Source organism: Mycobacterium sp. GA-1199, from assembly GCF_001500045.1.
Taxonomy (GTDB): Bacteria; Actinomycetota; Actinomycetes; order Mycobacteriales; family Mycobacteriaceae; genus Mycobacterium.
The window spans coordinates 110,188-128,589 of the sequence record NZ_LQIX01000023.1 but is presented as its reverse complement, the minus strand read 5'-3'; the positions used below and the strand labels follow the sequence as shown (position 1 = coordinate 128,589).

The window sequence follows — 18,402 nt, the reverse complement described above, 5'->3', positions numbered from 1 at the left end:
GCACATCACCGGGGCCGGTCCCCACGCCAACTGAAGCTGTTGACGTATTTGCCCATATCCAGGGCGATCTGGAGGTTGGCGCCGGACGGTTTGCCGAACCCGAAGTCGGGGCTGAACTGGTGGTACGGCCCCACGGCCGCCGCCACCAACGCCAGGTCATTCTTCACCGCGGCCACCACGAGGACCCGCATGCGCAGATAGCTGCTGTTGGCGCCCTGTGGCCAACAGTCGGCGACTTCGCCGTATCCCGGATGGAAGCCGACCATGGCGTTGGGAATCGCATATGCGGTCCGGGTGTCGGGAAAAGTGGCTTTCACCAACGACTTTGCGATCTCCTGTGCAGATCGGCCCGCGGCGGGTTCGCTGAACAACTGCAGAGTCCCGCCGTCCCCGGCGAGCAGTTCGGCGGTCACACCGTTGGGTTTGGTGCTCACCCGGTAGGCCGACTCGGGCGCGGGATAGGACACCGAGAACGCGCCGTCCGGCGAAGTGAATCGCGGGTTGATCGACACCGGCGTGCCGGTCGGGGGACGTCCGCAGTCTGGCGGGCACACGTAGCGCACCGGCGGCTTGGCCATCATCGCCGACACCCCGACCAGGGCGGCGGCGATCAGCACGATCGCGACCAACCACGTCAGCACCAGCCGCCTGCGGGAGGTGCGCCGCGGCGCCGCGGCCGCGTACGCGCCGGCCGGAACCGCGTAGCCGGGAAAGAAATCGGTGGTCCCGCTCATTCCGGGTCACCGCGAACCGGCCGCGATTCGCGCCGCGCCCTGCGTGATGAGCGCGAGGACGCGCGCGTCGCCACCCCGCACGCCGGGCAGAACGCCATGTCCGGCACGACGTGTCCGCAGTGGGGGCACAACAGCGGTTCCTCCGCGCGGATCTCGTCGTGCGCCTCGTGGAGCAACGCCAGGTGTAGACCCAGCCGCAGCAGCAGCAGCGCCACCCCCGCCAACGCGAGGTACAGAACCAGCATCAGCACCTGCGGGAAACGGGCCACGTCGATCAGGCCGAGAGACACATACACGATGAGCACCGCGGCGGCGAAGCCGATCAGCATCGCGCGCACGACACCCGGGCGTTGATCGCGTTTGCTCGGTGGCCGGGTGAACCACAGTGCGGCACCGATCAATCCGCCGGCCGCCGCGGCGATCAACGGCGCCGCCAGTCCCCGGATGCCCGCCTCGACCAGCAGGCTTTCCAGCGGCCGTTTGCTCACCACGCCGGTGCCGAACTGCGGGGCCAGCCGCGTGAGCGTCGCCGCCGCGGAGAAGCTCAACGCGGCCAACGCTCCGATCATGAAGCCGTCCAGCGCTTCTCGTGACGACGGACGAGTCAGGCGAATGATCACGGCGGGTAACAACATCAGAACGACCCCGCCGAGTGGAACCACGATGCCCATGCTCAACATGCGCGTGCCGACGATCGCCGAACCTAACGCGACACCATAGGATTTGGCGAACATCGCACCGGTCAACAGCGCCCAACCAACCGCGAGCCCCACCGCCAGAACGACCGTGAGAACCAGTGTGCCAACGGGAAAGTCGCGGAACGCATCCGACTCGCGCAGATACAGCACGAACAGCAGCGGCAGACCCAACGCAGCAACGGTCACCACGGCGGCAGGTAACCGCAGCAGTGTGAAAGCGATGAGCGCCACCACCAACACCAGCAGGCCGATCCGGAACGCGCTGCGAGACCGCTGCGGCAGGTGCGGGAACAGCGAGCTCGCGACCGAGACCTGCAGGAGGTGTTCGTTGGGCGCGGCGCTGAAATCGAGCGGGCGCAACCAATCCGGGCCCTCCCGCGGCCGCGGCGTCAGGTGACATCCGCACAACCCGCAGTACTCGCCGGCCGGCACGTCGGTCTTGCAGACCCGGCATTCCGCGGTCGGCACGGTGCCGTCGTCGCCGGTGCTCACGCGGCCGCCTTCTGGAGGATGAGCACGTTGCGCACGAGGTTGTCGACGTCCGGGGTGCCGAGGCCGGTCACCAGGTCGTAGCCGGGCAGCGCGTCCGCGACCGCGTTACCTCCGAGGGTGACGTCGCGGAAGGCCGGCAGCGGGGCACCCTGCGAGATCCGATACAGCAGCGGGTTGAGGTCACCGAGCAGGCGCCCGCCGTTGGCGAGCAGGTACTGGTTCATCACCGCGGCCAGCCCGGCCCAGATCGGTGCCGACTGTGACGTGCCGCCACCGACCAGGGGCGTCTGCTCAAAGACGATGCGAACGCCGGTGAACGGGTCAGCGACGGCCGCGACGTCCGGAGTCAGCCGGCGGTCGGTGTCGCGGTCGGGCCACACCTGGCGCTGCCAGTCGGGACGGTCGAACACCGCCGAGACCCCACCTCCCGTGCCCACCGACAGCGGCACGTCGAACCACGCCTGCTCGGACAGCCACCGACCCTCGCCGTCCGTGGACAGCGTGGTGCCACCCACGTCCGTCATCTCCGGCAGCGAGGCGATCGAGTCCAGGCCGATGTCGGACTCACCTGGCGGCGAGGACCAGTCGTCGCCGCCTTTGCACTCCAGCCCCGCGAGATCACCGCTGGCGTTGAACGCCGTCGTTCCCCGTGACTGCGCGGTGGCCAGCGCCGACCGCACGGGGGCGAGGTCGGCGGCGGTGATCAGCTTGTCGCAGCCCCATCCGATGGAGAAGCTCCACACGGCGCCCGGATACCGACGGTCGGTCTCCTCGAGCATCTGGCCGATGCGTTCGAATGCGCCGTCGGCGGTGACGGTCGGAAGGGCACTGACCACGACCTTGCGGGCATCGGGAGCGACCGCGTGCGCCACCTGAAGGTCCATCGTGGCTTCGCCGCGCGGTTCGTCGAGTTCACCGACCACCTCGGGGGTGAACCGCGGCAGGTCGTAGGTGTCGGCGAAGCTGTCGAGATCGGCCTGGTCGAACCCGTCGAAGGCGAAGAACACGATCGTGGTGCCCTTGCCGGTGTAGCCGGCCGCGGCCAGCGGCGCGGCGTTGTAGGTGTTGCGCAGCGCCTCGGGTGTCAGGCCCTTGTCCGGAACATCGAGCGGCAGCGTCCAGATGTGCGACGTGTGATGCGGCACGTAACCGAGGATCCGCCCGACCTCGAATACCTCGTCACGCAACACATCCGGCACGTCCGGCTGCTGCGGGGATGCGTAGAACACCTGGCCGCGGCGCCCGCGGTAGTCACGCACCTCGACGTCGAACGCCTCGGCGACCGATGCCGCCGGACCCTCCACCACGGCCCACTGATGTCCGGGGCGCCACCGCACGGAAAGGCCTCGGCCGTCCGCCCAGGCGTACACCCCCGCTGGGCGGTGCCCGTCGCGCAACGCCATCGTCAGCTGCACCCCGCTGTCACGCGAGGCTCCCAGATCGGTCGAGCTCGCCAACAGGTAGGAGTAGGGGTCGGCGATCACCTCGCCGCCGGCGCGTACGGCGGCGGGGCGCAGATCGGAGACGAAAACGAATACGCCCGCCGCGATCAGCGCCAGCACGCCGAGTTGCCGCGGACTCACCGTGCGAACCCGGATCGGTGGACGGCTAGTTGTCGCCAGGGATGGCAGTCGGCGCCGGCGTTGCAGTCACCGTCGGCGAGAAGGGGTTGGGCCCGGGTGAGAGGCGCGGCGCCTTGTCGGTGGTCTCGATCGGCGGCGGGGCCTCGGTGGTGGTTGTCGTGGTCGTCGTCGTGGTGGTCTCTTCCGGCGCCTTCTCCTCGGTGGAGCACGACGCGCTGAACATGACCATCGCGACCGCGGCGGCACCACCCGCGACGGCGGCGATGCGACGACCGATCCGAGCTGACCTCATGTTGCAGTCCTAACTGTCGCGACCGGTGCCAGAAGGCTTCAAGATCAAAGCCGGCGTTCGAACTCTAACCGAAGATCGGCACCCGCGCTCAGTTCGAAATCGCAGCTAGCGACGCTGCGGATTAGGAGCCGGACTTCAGCGCGCCGAGCGCCTCGGCCAGCGTCGGATACAGCGAGAACACCTGGTCGAGCCCGGTCAGCTGGATCGGTCTGCTGGTCGCCGGCCCGTCGGCCACCACCGCGAAGCGTGCTGACTTGCTCACGGTTTCGTGTGTCGCGACCAGCGCCTGCAACCCCGCCGACGCGAGGAAGTCCACCGCCAGCAGGTCGACGACGAGGGCGGTGGGCTCCTGCGTGAGCGCCTCGGTGATCGCCGCCTGGAACGTCGGGACCGTGGCGAGGTCGACGTCACCGCCGACCGTCAACACAGCGATGCCGTCCTCGTGGGAGATCGAAGTGCTTATCGGCTCATTACGTGACAACGGTGGTCCTCCGGTACGCGCCGCCACCACGACGGCAATGGGGCGAGCTTAACCCGTCGCGCCCTGACACAGATCAGTGCTTCAGCGGTTGATGCTGCGATACGCAGGCTAATGTCGAGGACAGACTTGTGCGCTGGGTGATTCCGGTGTGAGCGCGAGCTGGAAGGGCCGACTGCCGCGAACATGACCGACACCGCAGATTTTTACCAGCGCTACGAGCGCGAACGGGCGAGAGCCGACGATCTCGCCGATCGCGACGTGTTCCGCGGCGCGTTGGTCAACTCGCTGCAAGAGGGCTTCTTCGTCACCGACGCCACGGGCTGCGTGGTCGAGATCAACGACGCCTTCGCGGAGATCACCGGTTACGGTCAGGACGGCTTGCCCTATCCGATGCCGCATCCCTGGGCGGTCGACGGGGTCGCGGCCGACGATCGTAGGGCCACCCTGGTCCGCGAGGGCCGCCTGACCGCCGAAACCAAGATCAGGCACCGCGATGGACGAACGCGGTGGGTCGCGATAAGCATCAACGCCGTCCCGGACCACCACTCGCGGCGCGGTCTCTACGTCGGCACCATCCGCGATATCACTGCGCCCCGGGCAGCAGCGGAGCGCGACCGGGCGATGGCGCGGTTGGCGACGGCCGTGAGCGTCGCCAAGGACGTCGACGAGGTGCTGGCGATAACGCTCGCGCAGTGCCGCGTGCCGCTGGACGCACAGCGCCTGATCACGGTGACGTGGCCGCAGGCCGAGGGTGAGGAGCCGACCGTTCGGGTGGCCGGCGAACCCGCGGTGAGCTCATGGCGGGGCCTCGGTGAGGACTGGCGTCGCACGTTCGAAGACGCCCGAACCTGGATCCCGCTGACCGTGACGCCGGTCGGCGCGGTACCCAGCGCGGGCACCACCAGGGGCTTCGTCGCGGTGCTGTCGGGTGCCCGGGACATGGTGCTGTGCCTCGAGCACAACGTTCCGCGGATGGTCAGCCCCGAGGACCGACGCCTGGTCTCGGCGCTCGTCGGCCACCTCAGCTCGGCCTTGCAGCACGTGCGGCAGTTCGAGAGCGCCAGGGAGACGTCGCTGACGCTGCAGCGCTCGCTGCTGTCCCCGATCGATCTGCCGCCCGGATTCGCCGTGCGCTACGAACCTGCCGTCCATCCACTGGAGATCGGCGGCGACTTCTACGACGTCCTTCCCGTCGGTGACGGCCGGATCGGGATCGTGGTCGGAGACTGCGTCGGCCGCGGCCTCGCTGCCGCCGCCGTGATGGGGCAGTTGCGCGCATCGACACGCGCCCTGTTGCTCACCGGGGCACGACCGTCGACGGTGCTCGAACACCTCAACTCGGTCGCGGAGTTCATCCCCGACGCCTACTGCACCACCGTGTTCGTCGCGATCGTCGACACCGTGTCGGCAACCGTGGAGTACAGCAGCGCCGGTCACGTCCCGCCGGTGCTGGTGTCGGGAACCGCACCGCCGCAACTGCTCGACCAGGCGACTACGGTCCCGCTCGCCGTGACCCATTCCCGGCCCCGGCCCCAGACGACGCATCCCTTGCCCGCGGGCTCGACGCTGATGCTCTACACCGACGGCCTGGTCGAACGCCGTGACCGGTCGATCGACTCCCAGATCGACCGGATGTCCGCGGTATTGGCCGATACCGCGAGCCTGCCGATCGAGGGCGTCGCCGACGCGGTGCTGAGCGCGCTGGTACCCGACGGCGGTTTCGATGACGACGTGGCGATCGTGATCTACCGGTCGCCGAAGGCCTCCCTCGTCATCGACGACACCGCGACCGCGGCGAAGTTGACCGAGATCCGGCACAAATTGGCGGCGTGGCTGGCGGCCAACGGCGCCTCGGACGAATCGACGTCGGATCTCATCCTCGTCGTCAACGAGGCTTGTTCAAACAGCGTGGAGCACGCCTACCGCGGTCATGAGCCAGGACGCGTGCGCGTCGAGGCCGAGATTCACGACGCGGCGATCCACATGCGGGTCACCGACTTCGGATCGTGGAAGCCGCCGCCCCCCGACCCCGGCACCCGGGGCCGCGGCCTGTTGTTGATGCGCGCCGTCAGCGATCGCGTAGACCTCGACGGCACAGCGGCCGGCACCACCGTGGATATGACGTTTCACTTACCGGAGATTCGAGTTTGAACCAGCTCTGCCCGCCTGGACACCGCCGCCGTGGTATTAAAACTATCGGCAAGGAATGTCTGTCGGGAAGAGGCAGCGATGCGGACTGTTTGGCGTGCGCAGGGGCGGTGGGGCCGCTAGGACATCGGGAGGTTCTGTGATCGGATTCGCTCACGCTGCCGTCCATCGGTGTGGCTCGTTGACGGTGGGGGACTGAAAGTAGTGACCCGCAACCAGTTCCGGCTCGAGTCCGGGGGCGCTGAGACGCCCCCGGTCGTCACCGCGGTCGGTGAGATCGACTTGGCGAACGTCGACGAGTTCAGCGACGTGTTGTCGCGGGCGGTCGCGGCCAATTCCTCCGTCACGGTCGACCTCACCGGGGTCACCTATTGCGACAGCGCAGCCTTGCGGGAGCTGTTCTCTGTCGCGGCGAACGCCAAACTGGAGCTGGTGGTGCCGACGTACGGGCCGATCACCACGCTGCTCGGTATCTCCGGCCTCGACAAGGTCGCGACGGTCACCGTCGTCGATTGAGCGGATAGCCGTGCCAGCACCGAGTTTTCAGCCTCGCCAGCACCCCGAGCTGATCACGCTGTTGCATCGGATCCTGCAACGATTGCAGGCCGACCTGACCAACACCCTGGGCGTCGCTGTCACCGTTCAAGACAAGCGTTTCAACGAAGACGTATCAGCCCTCGCGACGCTCGGTGTCGAAGGCGAGATGATCGCCGTGCAGCTGTCGGGACTGGGCGGTCCGGTCGCCGACGCGCTGACTCATCAGGTGCCGGTGCTGAGCCTCGATCTGTGGACCGATGACCGTTGGCCCGAACTGACATTCGATGCGGCGTCCGAGCAGGCCAATGGGATCACCGCCGAGTTGAAAGCTGTTCACGGAGCGGCGGCGGTGCCGGGGTTCTGGCGCGAGGACGCGGCAATCGTCTTGTCGTGCACGTTGACCGAGCCGGCCTCGGCGATCACGGTTACGACGCTGATCGCTTACGAGCAACTCGTCTCAGCGGCACTGGTCACCACCGCCGCCCAGAACGAGGCCGCGTTCGAGGATTTGTTGGCCGCGCTGCAGTCTCGCGGCGCCATCGAGCAGGCCAAGGGCGCGTTGATGGGATTGGTCGGCTGCGACGCCGAGCAGGCGTGGAGCATGCTGCGTCGCGCGAGCCAGGAGTTCAACGTCAAACTGCGCGAGCTGGCGGTGGCGTTGTTGGAACACATCAGCGGTCGTCCGGCCCAGCAGCCAGGTGTCGCTGAGCCGATCGCTCCTCAGCAGTCGGCGCGTGACGCTGCTCGGCTGTTGTGGACGGCAATGGCGAACGAGGAGCGTCGATCCGGCGGGCCGTAGCTTCGCCGTCAGGGGCCGCGCTTCGACGCCGCGGCGGCCTCTGCGGCGGCCTCTGCGGCGGCCTCCGCCTCGAGCTCCTCTTCGAGCGCGCCCTCCTCGCGACCGAGCGCGATCGTGGCCGCCGCCATCGCGACGACGGCGGCTGAGATCGCGACAGCCTTCACGCCGCCGACGGTCATGTGCTCGCCGAGGACCACCGCCCCCAGCACGACGGCGACCACCGGTTCGAACACCAGCATCGTCGGCACCGAGGTCTGCAGGGACCCGGCGTGGAATGCGGACTGTTGCAGAAACACCGCAAGGACGCCCAGCACGAGGAGCAGGTAGAGCGCCGGGGTGGTGATCACCTTGCCCACTCCGCCGTTGGCGAGCAGGAACATCACGATCTTCGTCAGTAGCGCGACCACTCCGAACAGCAATCCGACGGCGACCGCGAGCAGCACCGCACGTCTCCATCCCGCGGTGCGGACGGCCAAGATCACACACGCCGTCACGAAACCGGTGCAGACGACGGCCACGAGCGCGGACAAGGGAACGGACGCCTCGTAGTCGCCGGGTCGGGTCTTGGCCAGCACCACGAACACCGCCAGCGCCGCGGTGAGTACCACCGCCCACATCCACTCGCCGCGGGTGACGCGGCGGTTGGCGAGCCGGGCGCTCAGCGGCAGAGCGAACAGGAGAGCCGAGACCAGGATCGGCTGCACCAGTAGCAACGATCCATTGATCAGGGCGAGGGCTTGAAAGCCATAGCCCGCCAGTGCGGCGGCCGTGCCGGCCCACCACAGTGGTCTGCGCAGCAGCGTCATCACCATCACGGTGCTGACGCCGTGCTCCTCCGGGACGTCCATGGTGGCGCGCTGCCGAACCACGATGCCGATCGCCAAGAAGACCGCGGCGAGCAGGGCGAGCAGGACTACGACACCCTGCTCTACCACGAGTGGCCTACCAAAGCGTTGGCTCCTTCCCGGCCCGACTGCGGATCGGACAAGCACAACATTACGGACCGCGGACTCGCCCGCCTGGCTCGGCGGCGGTGACCGTTGCGAGGTTTGGTGCCCCACCTATCGGGGCATCAAACCGATCATGAACCTGCGACGTTTGCTTGTACTGGTCGGTGCGGTGGTCCTCTTGGTCGGAGTCATCGCTTTGCTGGTCCCGGTCTCGATCTCCGGACCGGACAATCAGAAGATCTCGTGTGGCAACGCCATCGCCGCGGACGACACCGAAGCCAGCCAGGCCAACAGCAACGATCCGAACCAGTTGAAGAACCTGCCGATCATCGATGAGCTGACGGAGGATCCGCCGGACTATGTCGCGCAGTGCCATTCGGCGGTCTCCGACCGGCGCATGTGGTCGATCCCCCTGGCGATCATCGGTTTGGTCGTGCTCGCCGCCGGTTTCCTGGTCGGCGGGCGCACCGCGCGGGCCGGCTGACCCGTCCGACCTCGCGGCGCTAACTGGCCTCGCGGCCGCCGGCGACCACGCGCAGCGATGGTGCCTCGTGTTCGGGGGCGATCCGGTCGCTGACGGTGGCGACGACCGTGTCGACGCGGTCGACCGCCCGGTCACACAGACCGCGGACCTTGTCGCTGGCCGTGTCGACGTCGTCGGCAGCGCTCAACAGGTAAGCGCGCACATTGACGCGAAGTCGCTCGCCGGCGGATCGCACGCGGCGACGCAACCGATCGTCGATCTCGACCGTGACGTACGGCATCACGCGAAGCTTCATGGACCCACCCTAGTCTCGGCTTGGCGATCCGCGGTCTGCGCGAGTGGTTGGCCTGCAGATTCTCGTAGCGTGATGATCGTCGCGAGTGAGACGACCGCGGCGACGATCAGATACCACGCGGGTGCGAGGTCGTTGCCGGTCTCGGCGGTCAGCCAGGTGACGACGTACGGGGTGGTACCGCCGAATCCGGCGACGCAGATGTTGTAGCCGATCGAGAATCCGCTGTAGCGCACGGTGGTGGCGAACAGTTCGACGCCCGCCGACACTGCGGTGGAGACGTAGATCGACTCGATGACCGCCAGTCCGCAGTGGGCGGCGATCGCGGCGACCAGCGACCCGGAGTTCAGCAGCAGGAAGAGCGGATAGCCGAGAACCGCGAAGGCCACCGATCCGGCGATCAGCATTGGACGGCGGCCGATCCGGTCCGACAATGCGGCCAGCGGAAGGATGAGGATGAGCGCGACGAGGCTGGCCAGCGTGACCGACAGGAACGCGTCTGTCTTGGAGAACTGGAGCGTCTTGATGAAGTAGGTCGGCAGGAACGTGAACACGACGTAGTAGCCGACGTTGAAGACGATGAACATGCCGATGACTTGCAGGATCGGCCGCCATGACGTCGTGAGCGCCTCCCGCAGCGGTGACTCGACGACGCGGTCGGTCTTGCTGAGTTCGGCGAAGTGCGGTGTGTCGTCGAGGCGCAGCCGAATGTAGAGGCCGACGAGACCCAGCGGGCCCGCGATCAGGAACGGGATGCGCCAGCCGTAGCTTTCCATCGCCTCGGTGGGCAACAGCGCCTGGAGCAGGGTCACGGTGATGGAGCCGAGCAGGAAGCCCAGCACGCCGGACCACGCCATGAAAGTGATGGTCAGTCCGCGGCGGCGTTCAGATGCGAACTCCGCGAGATAGACGGCGCCCCCGCCGTATTCACCTCCTGCCGAGAAGCCCTGCAGGCAACGCAGGAGCAGAAGCAGCAGCGGCGCGGCGACACCGATCGACGCGTAGGTGGGCAGCACGCCGATGAGTACGGTCGCTCCCGACATCAGCAGGATCACCAATGCCAACACCCGTTGCCTGCCGAGCTTGTCGCCCAGCGGTCCGAAGACGAATCCGCCGAGCGGCCGCATGAAGAAGGCGGCCGCGAATATTGCGAACGTGTTCAGCAGCGCCGCCGTCTCGTTGCCCGCCGGGAAGAAGTTGGCCGCGATGAACGTCGCCAGGAAGCCGTAGATCGCGAAGTCGAACCACTCGACCGCGTTTCCGATAGACGCGCCCGTGACCGCCTTGCGCACATCGCTTGGCATCCGACCTCCCGAAAGTAAGCGCTGCGCTGAGCATTTCGCTTACCCGACCGGTAAGCGATCCCAAGAAGATATCGGGCTGGGTCCCCGTCCGCGAGTGACCGGACTGGTTCATCCCAAGACGGCCCATCCTCGTCAAGACGCCTTCAGCCTTCGCCGAGGCGACGAGTTGGTCAGAACGGTGGGGGGTCGGGGTCGGCGGTGGGGATGCCGGCGTCGACGGTGATGTTGTATGCGTCGTCGACGGGTGGGGGTCTGCTGGGTTGGGTGGCCGCGGGTGTGGGCCTGCTGCTGCGCTGGCGGTCGAGGGCGTTGAGGGCGCGTTCGCGTGTGATTCGTTGGAGCCGGTCGGGCTCGTGTTCGTCGTCGACGCGGCATCATCGCGGCTTTGTCGGCGCGCGCTGCGGGTGGGGTGATGGTGGGCAGGGTGGCGGTGGTGGTGTCCCAGCCGGGGTAAAACAATCGACTCCCCGGGTGGGTGAGATAGGTTCGCCCCGAGGGTGCGGTCCACAGCACGGTCCCATCGGGGTGCTGCTGATCGCCCCACCCGCCAAAGGTCTTGAGCAGGTGATGAATTCGACACAGGCATTTGATGTTGGAGGGATGGGTGGGCCCGGCCGGATAGGGCGTGGTGTGGTCGAAATCGCAGAACTCGGCTGGGCGCGTGCATCCGGGGAACCGACACGTCATATCGCGCATCCGGACAAACCGCGCGGTGGTGGGCGAGGGCCGATAACCATTGCCAGGGGCGGTCTGGGGCTGGGGCACCGGCTGGATTTTGGCTCCGTTGCGGATCAGCTCAGCCAACAATGGTGTCGGGATCACCCCACCACCGATGATCAACGCCGCAGGCGGCTGCGCCTTGGGCCTGGTTGAGGGCGCCGGGTGCTCGGCGGGCTGCGGGCCTGCCGCAGGCGGCGACTGCTGCTCAGTCTCTGGCCCGGTTGCGGCTTCGGCCGGATCTGGGGCGGGTTCGGCTTGTGCTGGCGCGGGTTCGGCCGGCTCTGGCGCGGTTTCGGCTGGTGTTGGCGCGGTTTCGGCTTGTGCTGCGTCAACGGTGGTGGCGTCAGTGATGATGTTGATGAGGAAGTGGGCTGCGCGGGCATCGTCGTGCCCGGCGAGGGGCACTGCGGGTTGCCGCACCGGCAACTCAAACCTTCAGCACCCGCGGCGATCGCCCCGATCGCTTCGGAGCGCCGCTGCCCGGTGGTACGCGGATCATCGGGGCACACCTGGCTGGCCATTTGGGCCAGCCGACGCTCGAGCAGTTCTCCATCAGCGGTGCTCAACCGGCCCCACAACGACATCGTGCCGGTCACGTCATCGCGCTTGCCCACCCGCACATCACGGTTACGGGCGGCCTCACGCAGGCGCCGGCGCGCATCGGGATCGTACTGATCGACCACCGCATCGATGGCTGCTTCCAACCGCGCCACCGACAACACCCCCCACGCACCGGCGCGCGCGGCAATCGCGGTGTCGATGCGCTCGGCGGTCTGCGAATCCACGACCAGCTGAGTGCGCCAGGTAATCGCCGACACCATCGCCGCACTCAACTGCCCCCGGGCGAACAGGGCCGCCACCTTGGGGAGCCGCTCACGCAGCGCCATCGCAATACACATCTGCCCCGATGCGGCCCGATCCCCGACCCGCATCGCCGCTGAAACCTCCGCCGAGGCCATCCGCCACCCATCGACGGCCAAATGCTCGCGTTCCTCATCGGGTTCGGTGTAGCGCGCGGTCAACTCCGCAACGGCGGCCAACCGCCGCGCGGCCCACACCGCCTCAGCGCGCGCGCACTCCTGGATCGCCGCCACCACCGACCCATCGTCAGCAGCCCCAAACTCCGATCCGAACATGCGTTCGAGTATGCCACCGGGGTATGACACCGCGTTGACTCATCAGAAATGCGCGCGTAGGCACGCATCTGCGTCGAGTGGCGCCTGGTTCACCGCTCCGATGCGCTCAACCAGAACGGCCGCGTCGCGAGCACGACGACCGCCAACACCGCGAGCGGCGCCGCCAACGGCAACCACGGCAACTCCGGTGAGAGCAGAACCGCCGTCAAAGCGATACTTGTAAACCCCAGTGCCCCCACGACAGTCGGCACGGTGACGTCGGCGGTATGCCGCAACACCAGATACGCCGCACCCGACAAACCGCACAGCGCCGCCAACACCGGACTCGCCGATGCCATCACGATCGCCGCAGCCGTCAACAGCACCGCCAAGGTGGCAGCTACTCGAAACACATTGCCCAGCAGCACCATGACCACCGCAACGCCACACACCACCAGCGCAATATCGTCAGCGGATAGCGCGGCCGCAGCCACCATGACGAAACCGAACCCCGTCGACAGCGCGCGATTCACCGTCGCCTCCGCACCGGTCTGCGGTGCTGGGGCACCAGCTGCATGGCCTGGTCGAGCGTGTCACCCTCGCGCCACGCCACGATGTCGACGCCGACGGTGCCCATGTCTCGATACATGAAAGAGCGTTGCAGCGCCCACATCCGCGCCACCAATGCGTCGCACCCCTCCTCGAACGGCGCACCCTGCAGGACGTCCACCGCCACGACGGTGTGGCCACGCTTGCAGAGGTCGATCAACGCCAGCGCGAACTCGGTGTCGAGCATTGTGGAGAACGCGACGACGATCGCACCCGGCGGCACCGCCGCGCGCGGCGCCAGAGTCCCCGACGTGGTGTCATAACCACCGCTTACGCCGAGCATCGCATCGAGGACCCGATAGAACTGCCGTCGGCCGATGTCCGCGCCCAACCACCGCGGGTGCCGATCGCCGAGCGCGACGATGCCGGCCCGGTCGCCACTGCGCAACGCGCTCTGTACCACCTGCACCACACCACGCGCCGTGCGCTCGGCGGCCTCGGTCGCCGGGCCGGCCGGCTGCGCGTAGTTGTCGATCAGCACGACCACGTCGACGGCGCGGTCGGTCAACCGTTCGGTGACATGCAGGCTGCCCCTACGCGCGCTGACAGCCCAGTTCACCGTTCGCAGTTGATCTCCCGGCACGTACCGGCGAACGTCGGCGTACTCGACACCAGGACCGATGTGGCGGGTCAGGTGGGTGCCGAGGCGATCGAGCAGTTCGGTGCGCGGGACCGCCGTCGACTGCGGCGGCGCCATCGGGAACACGAAGACGTCGGCGGCGTCGACCTTCCCGATCCCCTCGACCAGACCGCCGCGCGCAGCGACCGTCAAGTGTGCCTGCAGCGGATAGCGGCCCCAGCGTCGCGCGGTCGCCACCACCGTTTGCCTCGCGTTCCCCGCCTCGGCGACCTCGAGCGTCATCCCTGAGACGGTGCCGCTCAGCAGTTTCGCCGTCTCGCCGTCTGCCTCCACCCACATCATGACGCGCGCCGGCTCACCTTCGAAGCATCGGTGGGTGCCGGGATCGGCGCACACGCGCACCGTGGGAACTTCTCGCTGCCACGCGACTGAGCACAGCACCCCGATCAGTGGTGCGGCGAACGCGATGAGCTCCCAACGTGACCCGAGAACCGCCAAAGCCATGGCGACCGCGGCACAGGTCAGCAGCGTCTGGGCCAGAGGTGAAGCGCGCCAACGTAACTCGGCCTCGGTGCAGCGGTTCTCGGTCACGGGTCGGTCCGCGGCACCGGTAGCCGCCGCAGTAGCTCGTCGACCACATCGCTGCCCCGTACTCGTCGCACCCACATCTCCGGCCGCAACGTGATCCGGTGCGCAACTGCCGGAACGGCAAGCGATTTCACATCCTCGGGCACGACGTAGTCGCGTCCCTGCAGCAGTGCGCGGGCGCGGGCCAGCTGGACGATATCGAGTTCGGCGCGGGGACTGGCGCCGACCGCGATCTGCGGGTGGTTCCGGGTGGCGGCGGCCAACGACACCACATAGCGCAGCACGTCGTCGTGCACGGTGACCTGTTCCACCGACTCACGCATCGCGACGAGATCGTGCGCGTCCACCACCCGGTTGACCGTGGGCTCGGCAGAGCCGCGCTCGAGGCGGCGACGCAACATCGACGCCTCTTCCTGTTCGGAGAGGTACCGCAGTTCGAGCCGGATCGTGAAGCGGTCGAGCTGAGCCTCGGGCAGCGGATAGGTGCCCTCGTATTCGATCGGATTGTCGGTCGCCAGGACGATGAACGGGGCGGGCAGCGGGTGCGTCGCGCCGTCGATGCTCACCTGGCTCTCGGCCATCGCCTCGAGCAGCGCCGCCTGTGTTTTGGGTGGTGTGCGGTTGATCTCGTCGGCGAGCAACAGATTGGTGAAGATCGGGCCGCGACGGAATTCGAAACGACCCGACTGCATGTCGTACACCGTCGACCCGAGCAAGTCGGCGGGCAGCAGGTCGGGAGTGAACTGCACGCGCTTGAATTCCAGCCCGAGCGCCGCGGCGAAGGACCTCGCAATGAGCGTCTTGCCCAGGCCCGGTAGGTCCTCGATCAGAACGTGTCCGCCTGCCAGCACGGTCGTCAGGATCAGCGCCAGCGCACCACGTTTGCCGACCACCACCCGCCCGATCTCGTCGAGCACCGCTTCGCAGTTGGCGGTGGTGGCCGCCGCAGGCAGTCCTGTCGTCATACCCGCTCCAACCGTTGCAGGATCTCATCGAGAGTCGCCCGGCCGGGTCCGGGTTCGTCCGCCCCGCGTTTGGCGACGTTCTCGGGGTTGACCCAACCCCACAGCTCCGGGCCGAACAGCATCTCACCGGTGGCGTGGTAGGCCGTGCGGTTACGGGTACGACGTTGGCCGGTCGCCAGCTCGAACTGCCGCGCGAGCATGGGCCGCAAGTGCCGGTCCCAGTCGGTGCGGGTGGCCTCGGCACGGCTGATCAGCGTCTCGGTGCGCGACCGCCAGCGGCGCAGCGACTCAGCGGCATCGTCGGAAGGTGTTTGGACGTCACTGGATTCAGCCTCGCGGGCCAGCTGCCAGCGCAAGCCGAGCAACGCCAACGCCAACGCGACGCCGGAAACGATCAAGATCAGCTCACGGTCACGGCTGGCGACCGCGATCAGTTCCGCGCCTGCCACAAACAGAAGCGCCGCTGCCGCAAGCCTTCTCACGACGCCACACCCGATGTGCGTTCGGGTAGCTCGGTCAGCACGCGGTTGAGCACCCGCACCGCGGCGTCACGGTGCTGCTCGTTCATCACGTGCGGCGAGAATCGCGCCTCTTCGAACAACTCGACCAGTTCGGTGGCGCTGTCGGAACGCAACGCCCCGCTGGCGACCGCACGTGCGAGTACCTCGGTTGGGGTGTCGTACGCCTGCGGCGCCGCCCCTGGTACCCGCGTCAGTTCGCGTTCCATCGCGGCGTAGCAGGCGATGATCGCCTCCCGCGGTTCACGGCTCAGGTCGCCGATCTCGGCGAGCCCGACCTCGGCGGCCCTGGCGAGCGATGCCGCACTCGCAGGTGCCGCCGGTTCGTCGACCGCCTCGCCGAAGGCGGATGAGGTCGGGGGGCGCGCCTGTCGCCGCGATGCGACCGCAGTCCCGACGACGATCAGCGCCATCAACAGAAGCATCGGGGGGATCAGGTAGTTCACGACGTTGCCGTCGGCGGCGTCGTCCTCGACGGGACGCGGCGGGACGGGATCGCCGGGATCGCCGGAAGCAGGAGCGTCGGGTGTGACGGCCGGCGGCGCCTCTTCGGTTGGCACCGGTAGCGAAAGCCGCGACAGCAGTGCGACCAGAAGCACCAACCCGATGAGCGCCGCCAGCGCGACGAGCGTGAACCGCCACGACGGCCGGTCGCCGGGCCGTCGGTCCCGAGGCAGACTCCCGGCCGGCGCTGGGAGCGGCCGTTTGTCCCGCATCCGCACGATGACCGCGAAACCGATGATCGCCACCGCCGCGCACAGCAGCACTATGACCGCCGCCAGCGCCAGCGGATTGCTCTGGCGTTGCTGCACCTGTTCGGCGGTTCGCTCGACGCCAGGGACGTATCCACGCAACGCCCAAGCCGCAAGCACCATGAGCGCGATCACCGCGATCACGCGTCCAGTCGACGTGCCGGAACTTCCCATGGCCCTGTGGTCATCCTGACACGAATGGCCGTCGGCCCGATACGTTCGACGACTATGACCATCACACTGCATCAGTCCCGCGTCGCCGGGGCGATCGACCGGATGTACGCCGAGGCGCGGTATCAGATGGAGGCACTGCGGCGCGCCGACTTCGCCCGCCTGTCGGAGGCCACTCCGCAGGAGCGCGCCGACGCTCTCAGTGAGTTCTATCTGCCGGTGACGCCGGAAGCGGGCCGATTGCTGTACGCGCTGGTGCGGGCGAGTAGACCTGCCACCGTCGTCGAGTTCGGCATGTCCCTCGGCCTCTCCGCGATCCACCTGGCCGCGGCGGTGCGGGACAACGGCAGGGGCCGCGTCGTCACCACCGAGCTGAGCGCCGCAAAGGTCGCCGCCGCGACCAAGACGTTCGTCGACATCGGACTCGACGACGTGATCACGGTGCTCGCAGGCGATGCGCTGCATACCTTGCAAACCCTCGCCGGGACAGTCGATTTCGTCCTCTTGGATGGATGGAAGGAGCTGTATGTGCCGGTGCTCGAGCTGCTGGAACCACGCCTGACGCCCGGTGCGCTGGTCGTCGCGGACAACACGTCGATGGACGAACTGGTCCCCTACCTCGACTACGTCCGTGACCCGGCGAACGGCTACGTCAGCGTCCCCATCCCGGCGCGGGAGAGTGACAGCATGGAGATCAGTTGCCGAGCAATCACTTAACGCGCCGCAGGCGCGTCTTGGCCTCCTTCACCGCGGCGGCGGCATCCCGGCCGACCTGCTTGGCCTTGTCGTAGGCATCCTCGGCCGCGGCCAGCCCTTGCTCAGCTTCCTGCAACCGGCGTCCAGCGTCCTGGTGCCGCAGACGGGCGGCCGCCAGATCGGACTGTAGTTCGGCCAGTGCGTCGTCGGCTTCGGCCTTGGTGCGCTCGGCGGCGGCCAGTTCGGCGCGGGCCCGCTGCCGTTGTCTGCGCGCCTCCGCGTCCTTGCCGTCGCGACCATCGTCGCTCGGCTCTGCGGCTTCGGGCTCGGGTCCAGGCTTGGGTTTGCGTTTCGTGGTCGGGCTGAAAACGATTGCGGTGTCTCCGAACTCGCCGAAACCGGACCACTCTTCGGCCTTGGTCAACCTGCCGAGCCGATCCGCGACGTCGGGGTCGGCGACAACGGCCTGCAGCGTGCCGGTGACGTCGTCGCGCAACGCTCCGGTCGGGCTTCTGAGCTCAGCCTCCTCGAACGCGGTACGGGTCATATCGTTGACCAGCCGGCGCTGTTCGGTGGACAGCTCCCGGATCCGCTCACCGTCCATCGCCGCGTGTGCGTCACGCAACCGTTCACCGAGACTCTTCAGGCGTTGTTTGACGTCGTCGTCGCCGAGCGCGAGCCGGTTGACCACCCACGCAGCGGTCGTCGGTTTCCGCGCGGCCGAGATCCGCTTGGCCGCCTCCGCGTCGCCACGCTTCTTGGCCTCGCCGGCCAACCTGGTACGCAGCGCGGTGAAGTCCTCGAGCTTGGCGGCATACAGTTCGTCGAGCGCGTCGTCGGCCACGACCTCATCCTCCCAAAACCGCGCGGTTGCGTGCCCATCCGCGGAGAAGG

At 67.9% G+C, this 18,402-nt stretch carries 20 protein-coding genes; 5 read left to right on the top strand and 15 right to left on the bottom strand.

Features of this window, described 5'->3' with window-relative positions; all coding sequences use genetic code 11:
• Positions 1 to 5 precede the first annotated feature (5 nt).
• The 5 genes from AU198_RS15900 to AU198_RS15880 form a co-directional block, all read right to left on the bottom strand.
• Positions 6 to 734 carry a hypothetical protein gene (locus tag AU198_RS15900; protein ID WP_064349130.1) on the bottom strand — a complete coding sequence of 243 codons (729 nt, stop codon included), beginning with the start codon at positions 732 to 734 and terminating at the stop codon, positions 6 to 8.
• On the bottom strand, positions 731 to 1,924 hold the full coding sequence (locus AU198_RS15895; RefSeq protein ID WP_064349129.1) for a zinc ribbon domain-containing protein: 1,194 nt from the start codon (positions 1,922 to 1,924) through the stop codon (positions 731 to 733). The genes AU198_RS15900 and AU198_RS15895 overlap by 4 nt, the downstream gene beginning before the upstream one ends.
• The gene (locus AU198_RS15890; RefSeq protein ID WP_064349127.1) at positions 1,921 to 3,507 is read right to left on the bottom strand and encodes a S53 family peptidase; all 1,587 of its coding nucleotides are present in this window, start codon (positions 3,505 to 3,507) and stop codon (positions 1,921 to 1,923) included. The genes AU198_RS15895 and AU198_RS15890 overlap by 4 nt, the downstream gene beginning before the upstream one ends.
• A 25-nt stretch (positions 3,508 to 3,532) precedes the next feature.
• Positions 3,533 to 3,799: a hypothetical protein gene (locus tag AU198_RS25835; protein ID WP_082691051.1), complete on the bottom strand. Its 267-nt coding sequence runs from the start codon at positions 3,797 to 3,799 to the stop codon at positions 3,533 to 3,535.
• A 121-nt stretch (positions 3,800 to 3,920) separates the two neighbouring features.
• Positions 3,921 to 4,280 carry an STAS domain-containing protein gene (locus tag AU198_RS15880; protein ID WP_197416126.1) on the bottom strand — a complete coding sequence of 120 codons (360 nt, stop codon included), beginning with the start codon at positions 4,278 to 4,280 and terminating at the stop codon, positions 3,921 to 3,923.
• A 183-nt stretch (positions 4,281 to 4,463) separates the two neighbouring features.
• Here AU198_RS15880 and AU198_RS15875 point away from each other — a divergent pair, with 183 nt between their 5' ends.
• The 3 genes from AU198_RS15875 (at position 4,464) to AU198_RS15865 (ending at position 7,764) form a co-directional block, all read left to right on the top strand.
• Positions 4,464 to 6,431: a SpoIIE family protein phosphatase gene (locus AU198_RS15875; protein ID WP_064349122.1), complete on the top strand. Its 1,968-nt coding sequence runs from the start codon at positions 4,464 to 4,466 to the stop codon at positions 6,429 to 6,431.
• A gap of 168 nt (positions 6,432 to 6,599) precedes the next feature.
• Positions 6,600 to 6,944 carry an STAS domain-containing protein gene (locus AU198_RS15870; RefSeq protein ID WP_231744684.1) on the top strand — a complete coding sequence of 115 codons (345 nt, stop codon included), beginning with the start codon at positions 6,600 to 6,602 and terminating at the stop codon, positions 6,942 to 6,944.
• A 10-nt stretch (positions 6,945 to 6,954) separates the two neighbouring features.
• Positions 6,955 to 7,764 (top strand): ANTAR domain-containing protein, encoded by an 810-nt coding sequence (locus AU198_RS15865; protein WP_064349119.1) that lies wholly within the window; start codon positions 6,955 to 6,957, stop codon positions 7,762 to 7,764.
• 8 nt (positions 7,765 to 7,772) lie between these two features.
• Here the strand turns inward: AU198_RS15865 and AU198_RS15860 are convergent, their stop codons facing one another.
• On the bottom strand, positions 7,773 to 8,699 hold the full coding sequence (locus AU198_RS15860) for a DMT family transporter (RefSeq protein WP_064349118.1): 927 nt from the start codon (positions 8,697 to 8,699) through the stop codon (positions 7,773 to 7,775).
• 148 nt (positions 8,700 to 8,847) lie between these two features.
• Here AU198_RS15860 and AU198_RS15855 point away from each other — a divergent pair, with 148 nt between their 5' ends.
• Positions 8,848 to 9,198 carry a hypothetical protein gene (locus AU198_RS15855; RefSeq protein ID WP_064349116.1) on the top strand — a complete coding sequence of 117 codons (351 nt, stop codon included), beginning with the start codon at positions 8,848 to 8,850 and terminating at the stop codon, positions 9,196 to 9,198.
• A 19-nt stretch (positions 9,199 to 9,217) separates the two neighbouring features.
• Here the strand turns inward: AU198_RS15855 and AU198_RS15850 are convergent, their stop codons facing one another.
• The 8 genes from AU198_RS15850 to AU198_RS15815 all read right to left on the bottom strand — a co-directional run bounded on the left by AU198_RS15850 (position 9,218) and on the right by AU198_RS15815 (position 16,815).
• Positions 9,218 to 9,493 carry a hypothetical protein gene (locus AU198_RS15850; protein WP_064349114.1) on the bottom strand — a complete coding sequence of 92 codons (276 nt, stop codon included), beginning with the start codon at positions 9,491 to 9,493 and terminating at the stop codon, positions 9,218 to 9,220.
• Positions 9,490 to 10,794, bottom strand: a complete 1,305-nt coding sequence (locus tag AU198_RS15845) for an MFS transporter (RefSeq protein WP_064349113.1) — start codon at positions 10,792 to 10,794, stop codon at positions 9,490 to 9,492. The genes AU198_RS15850 and AU198_RS15845 overlap by 4 nt, the downstream gene beginning before the upstream one ends.
• 836 nt (positions 10,795 to 11,630) lie before the next feature.
• Complete coding sequence (locus tag AU198_RS26670; protein WP_064349110.1) at positions 11,631 to 12,650, bottom strand: DUF222 domain-containing protein; 1,020 nt, start codon at positions 12,648 to 12,650, stop codon at positions 11,631 to 11,633.
• An 89-nt stretch (positions 12,651 to 12,739) separates the two neighbouring features.
• Complete coding sequence (locus tag AU198_RS15835) at positions 12,740 to 13,126, bottom strand: hypothetical protein (protein ID WP_064349457.1); 387 nt, start codon at positions 13,124 to 13,126, stop codon at positions 12,740 to 12,742.
• 32 nt (positions 13,127 to 13,158) lie between these two features.
• On the bottom strand, positions 13,159 to 14,409 hold the full coding sequence (locus AU198_RS15830; RefSeq protein WP_064349108.1) for a DUF58 domain-containing protein: 1,251 nt from the start codon (positions 14,407 to 14,409) through the stop codon (positions 13,159 to 13,161).
• Complete coding sequence (locus tag AU198_RS15825; RefSeq protein WP_064349107.1) at positions 14,406 to 15,371, bottom strand: AAA family ATPase; 966 nt, start codon at positions 15,369 to 15,371, stop codon at positions 14,406 to 14,408. The genes AU198_RS15830 and AU198_RS15825 overlap by 4 nt, the downstream gene beginning before the upstream one ends.
• Complete coding sequence (locus tag AU198_RS15820) at positions 15,368 to 15,853, bottom strand: hypothetical protein (RefSeq protein WP_064349106.1); 486 nt, start codon at positions 15,851 to 15,853, stop codon at positions 15,368 to 15,370. Before AU198_RS15820 ends, AU198_RS15825 begins: the two co-directional genes overlap by 4 nt.
• Complete coding sequence (locus AU198_RS15815; protein WP_064349105.1) at positions 15,850 to 16,815, bottom strand: DUF4129 domain-containing protein; 966 nt, start codon at positions 16,813 to 16,815, stop codon at positions 15,850 to 15,852. Before AU198_RS15815 ends, AU198_RS15820 begins: the two co-directional genes overlap by 4 nt.
• 54 nt (positions 16,816 to 16,869) lie before the next feature.
• Between AU198_RS15815 and AU198_RS15810 the strand changes: the two genes are divergently transcribed.
• Positions 16,870 to 17,529: an O-methyltransferase gene (locus AU198_RS15810; RefSeq protein ID WP_064349104.1), complete on the top strand. Its 660-nt coding sequence runs from the start codon at positions 16,870 to 16,872 to the stop codon at positions 17,527 to 17,529.
• On the opposite strand, the gene AU198_RS15805 is transcribed toward AU198_RS15810, so the two are convergent.
• Positions 17,522 to 18,352, bottom strand: a complete 831-nt coding sequence (locus AU198_RS15805; protein WP_064349456.1) for a hypothetical protein — start codon at positions 18,350 to 18,352, stop codon at positions 17,522 to 17,524. The two genes, AU198_RS15810 and AU198_RS15805, sit on opposite strands and share 8 nt — an antisense overlap.
• Between the last annotated feature and the right edge of the window lie 50 nt (positions 18,353 to 18,402).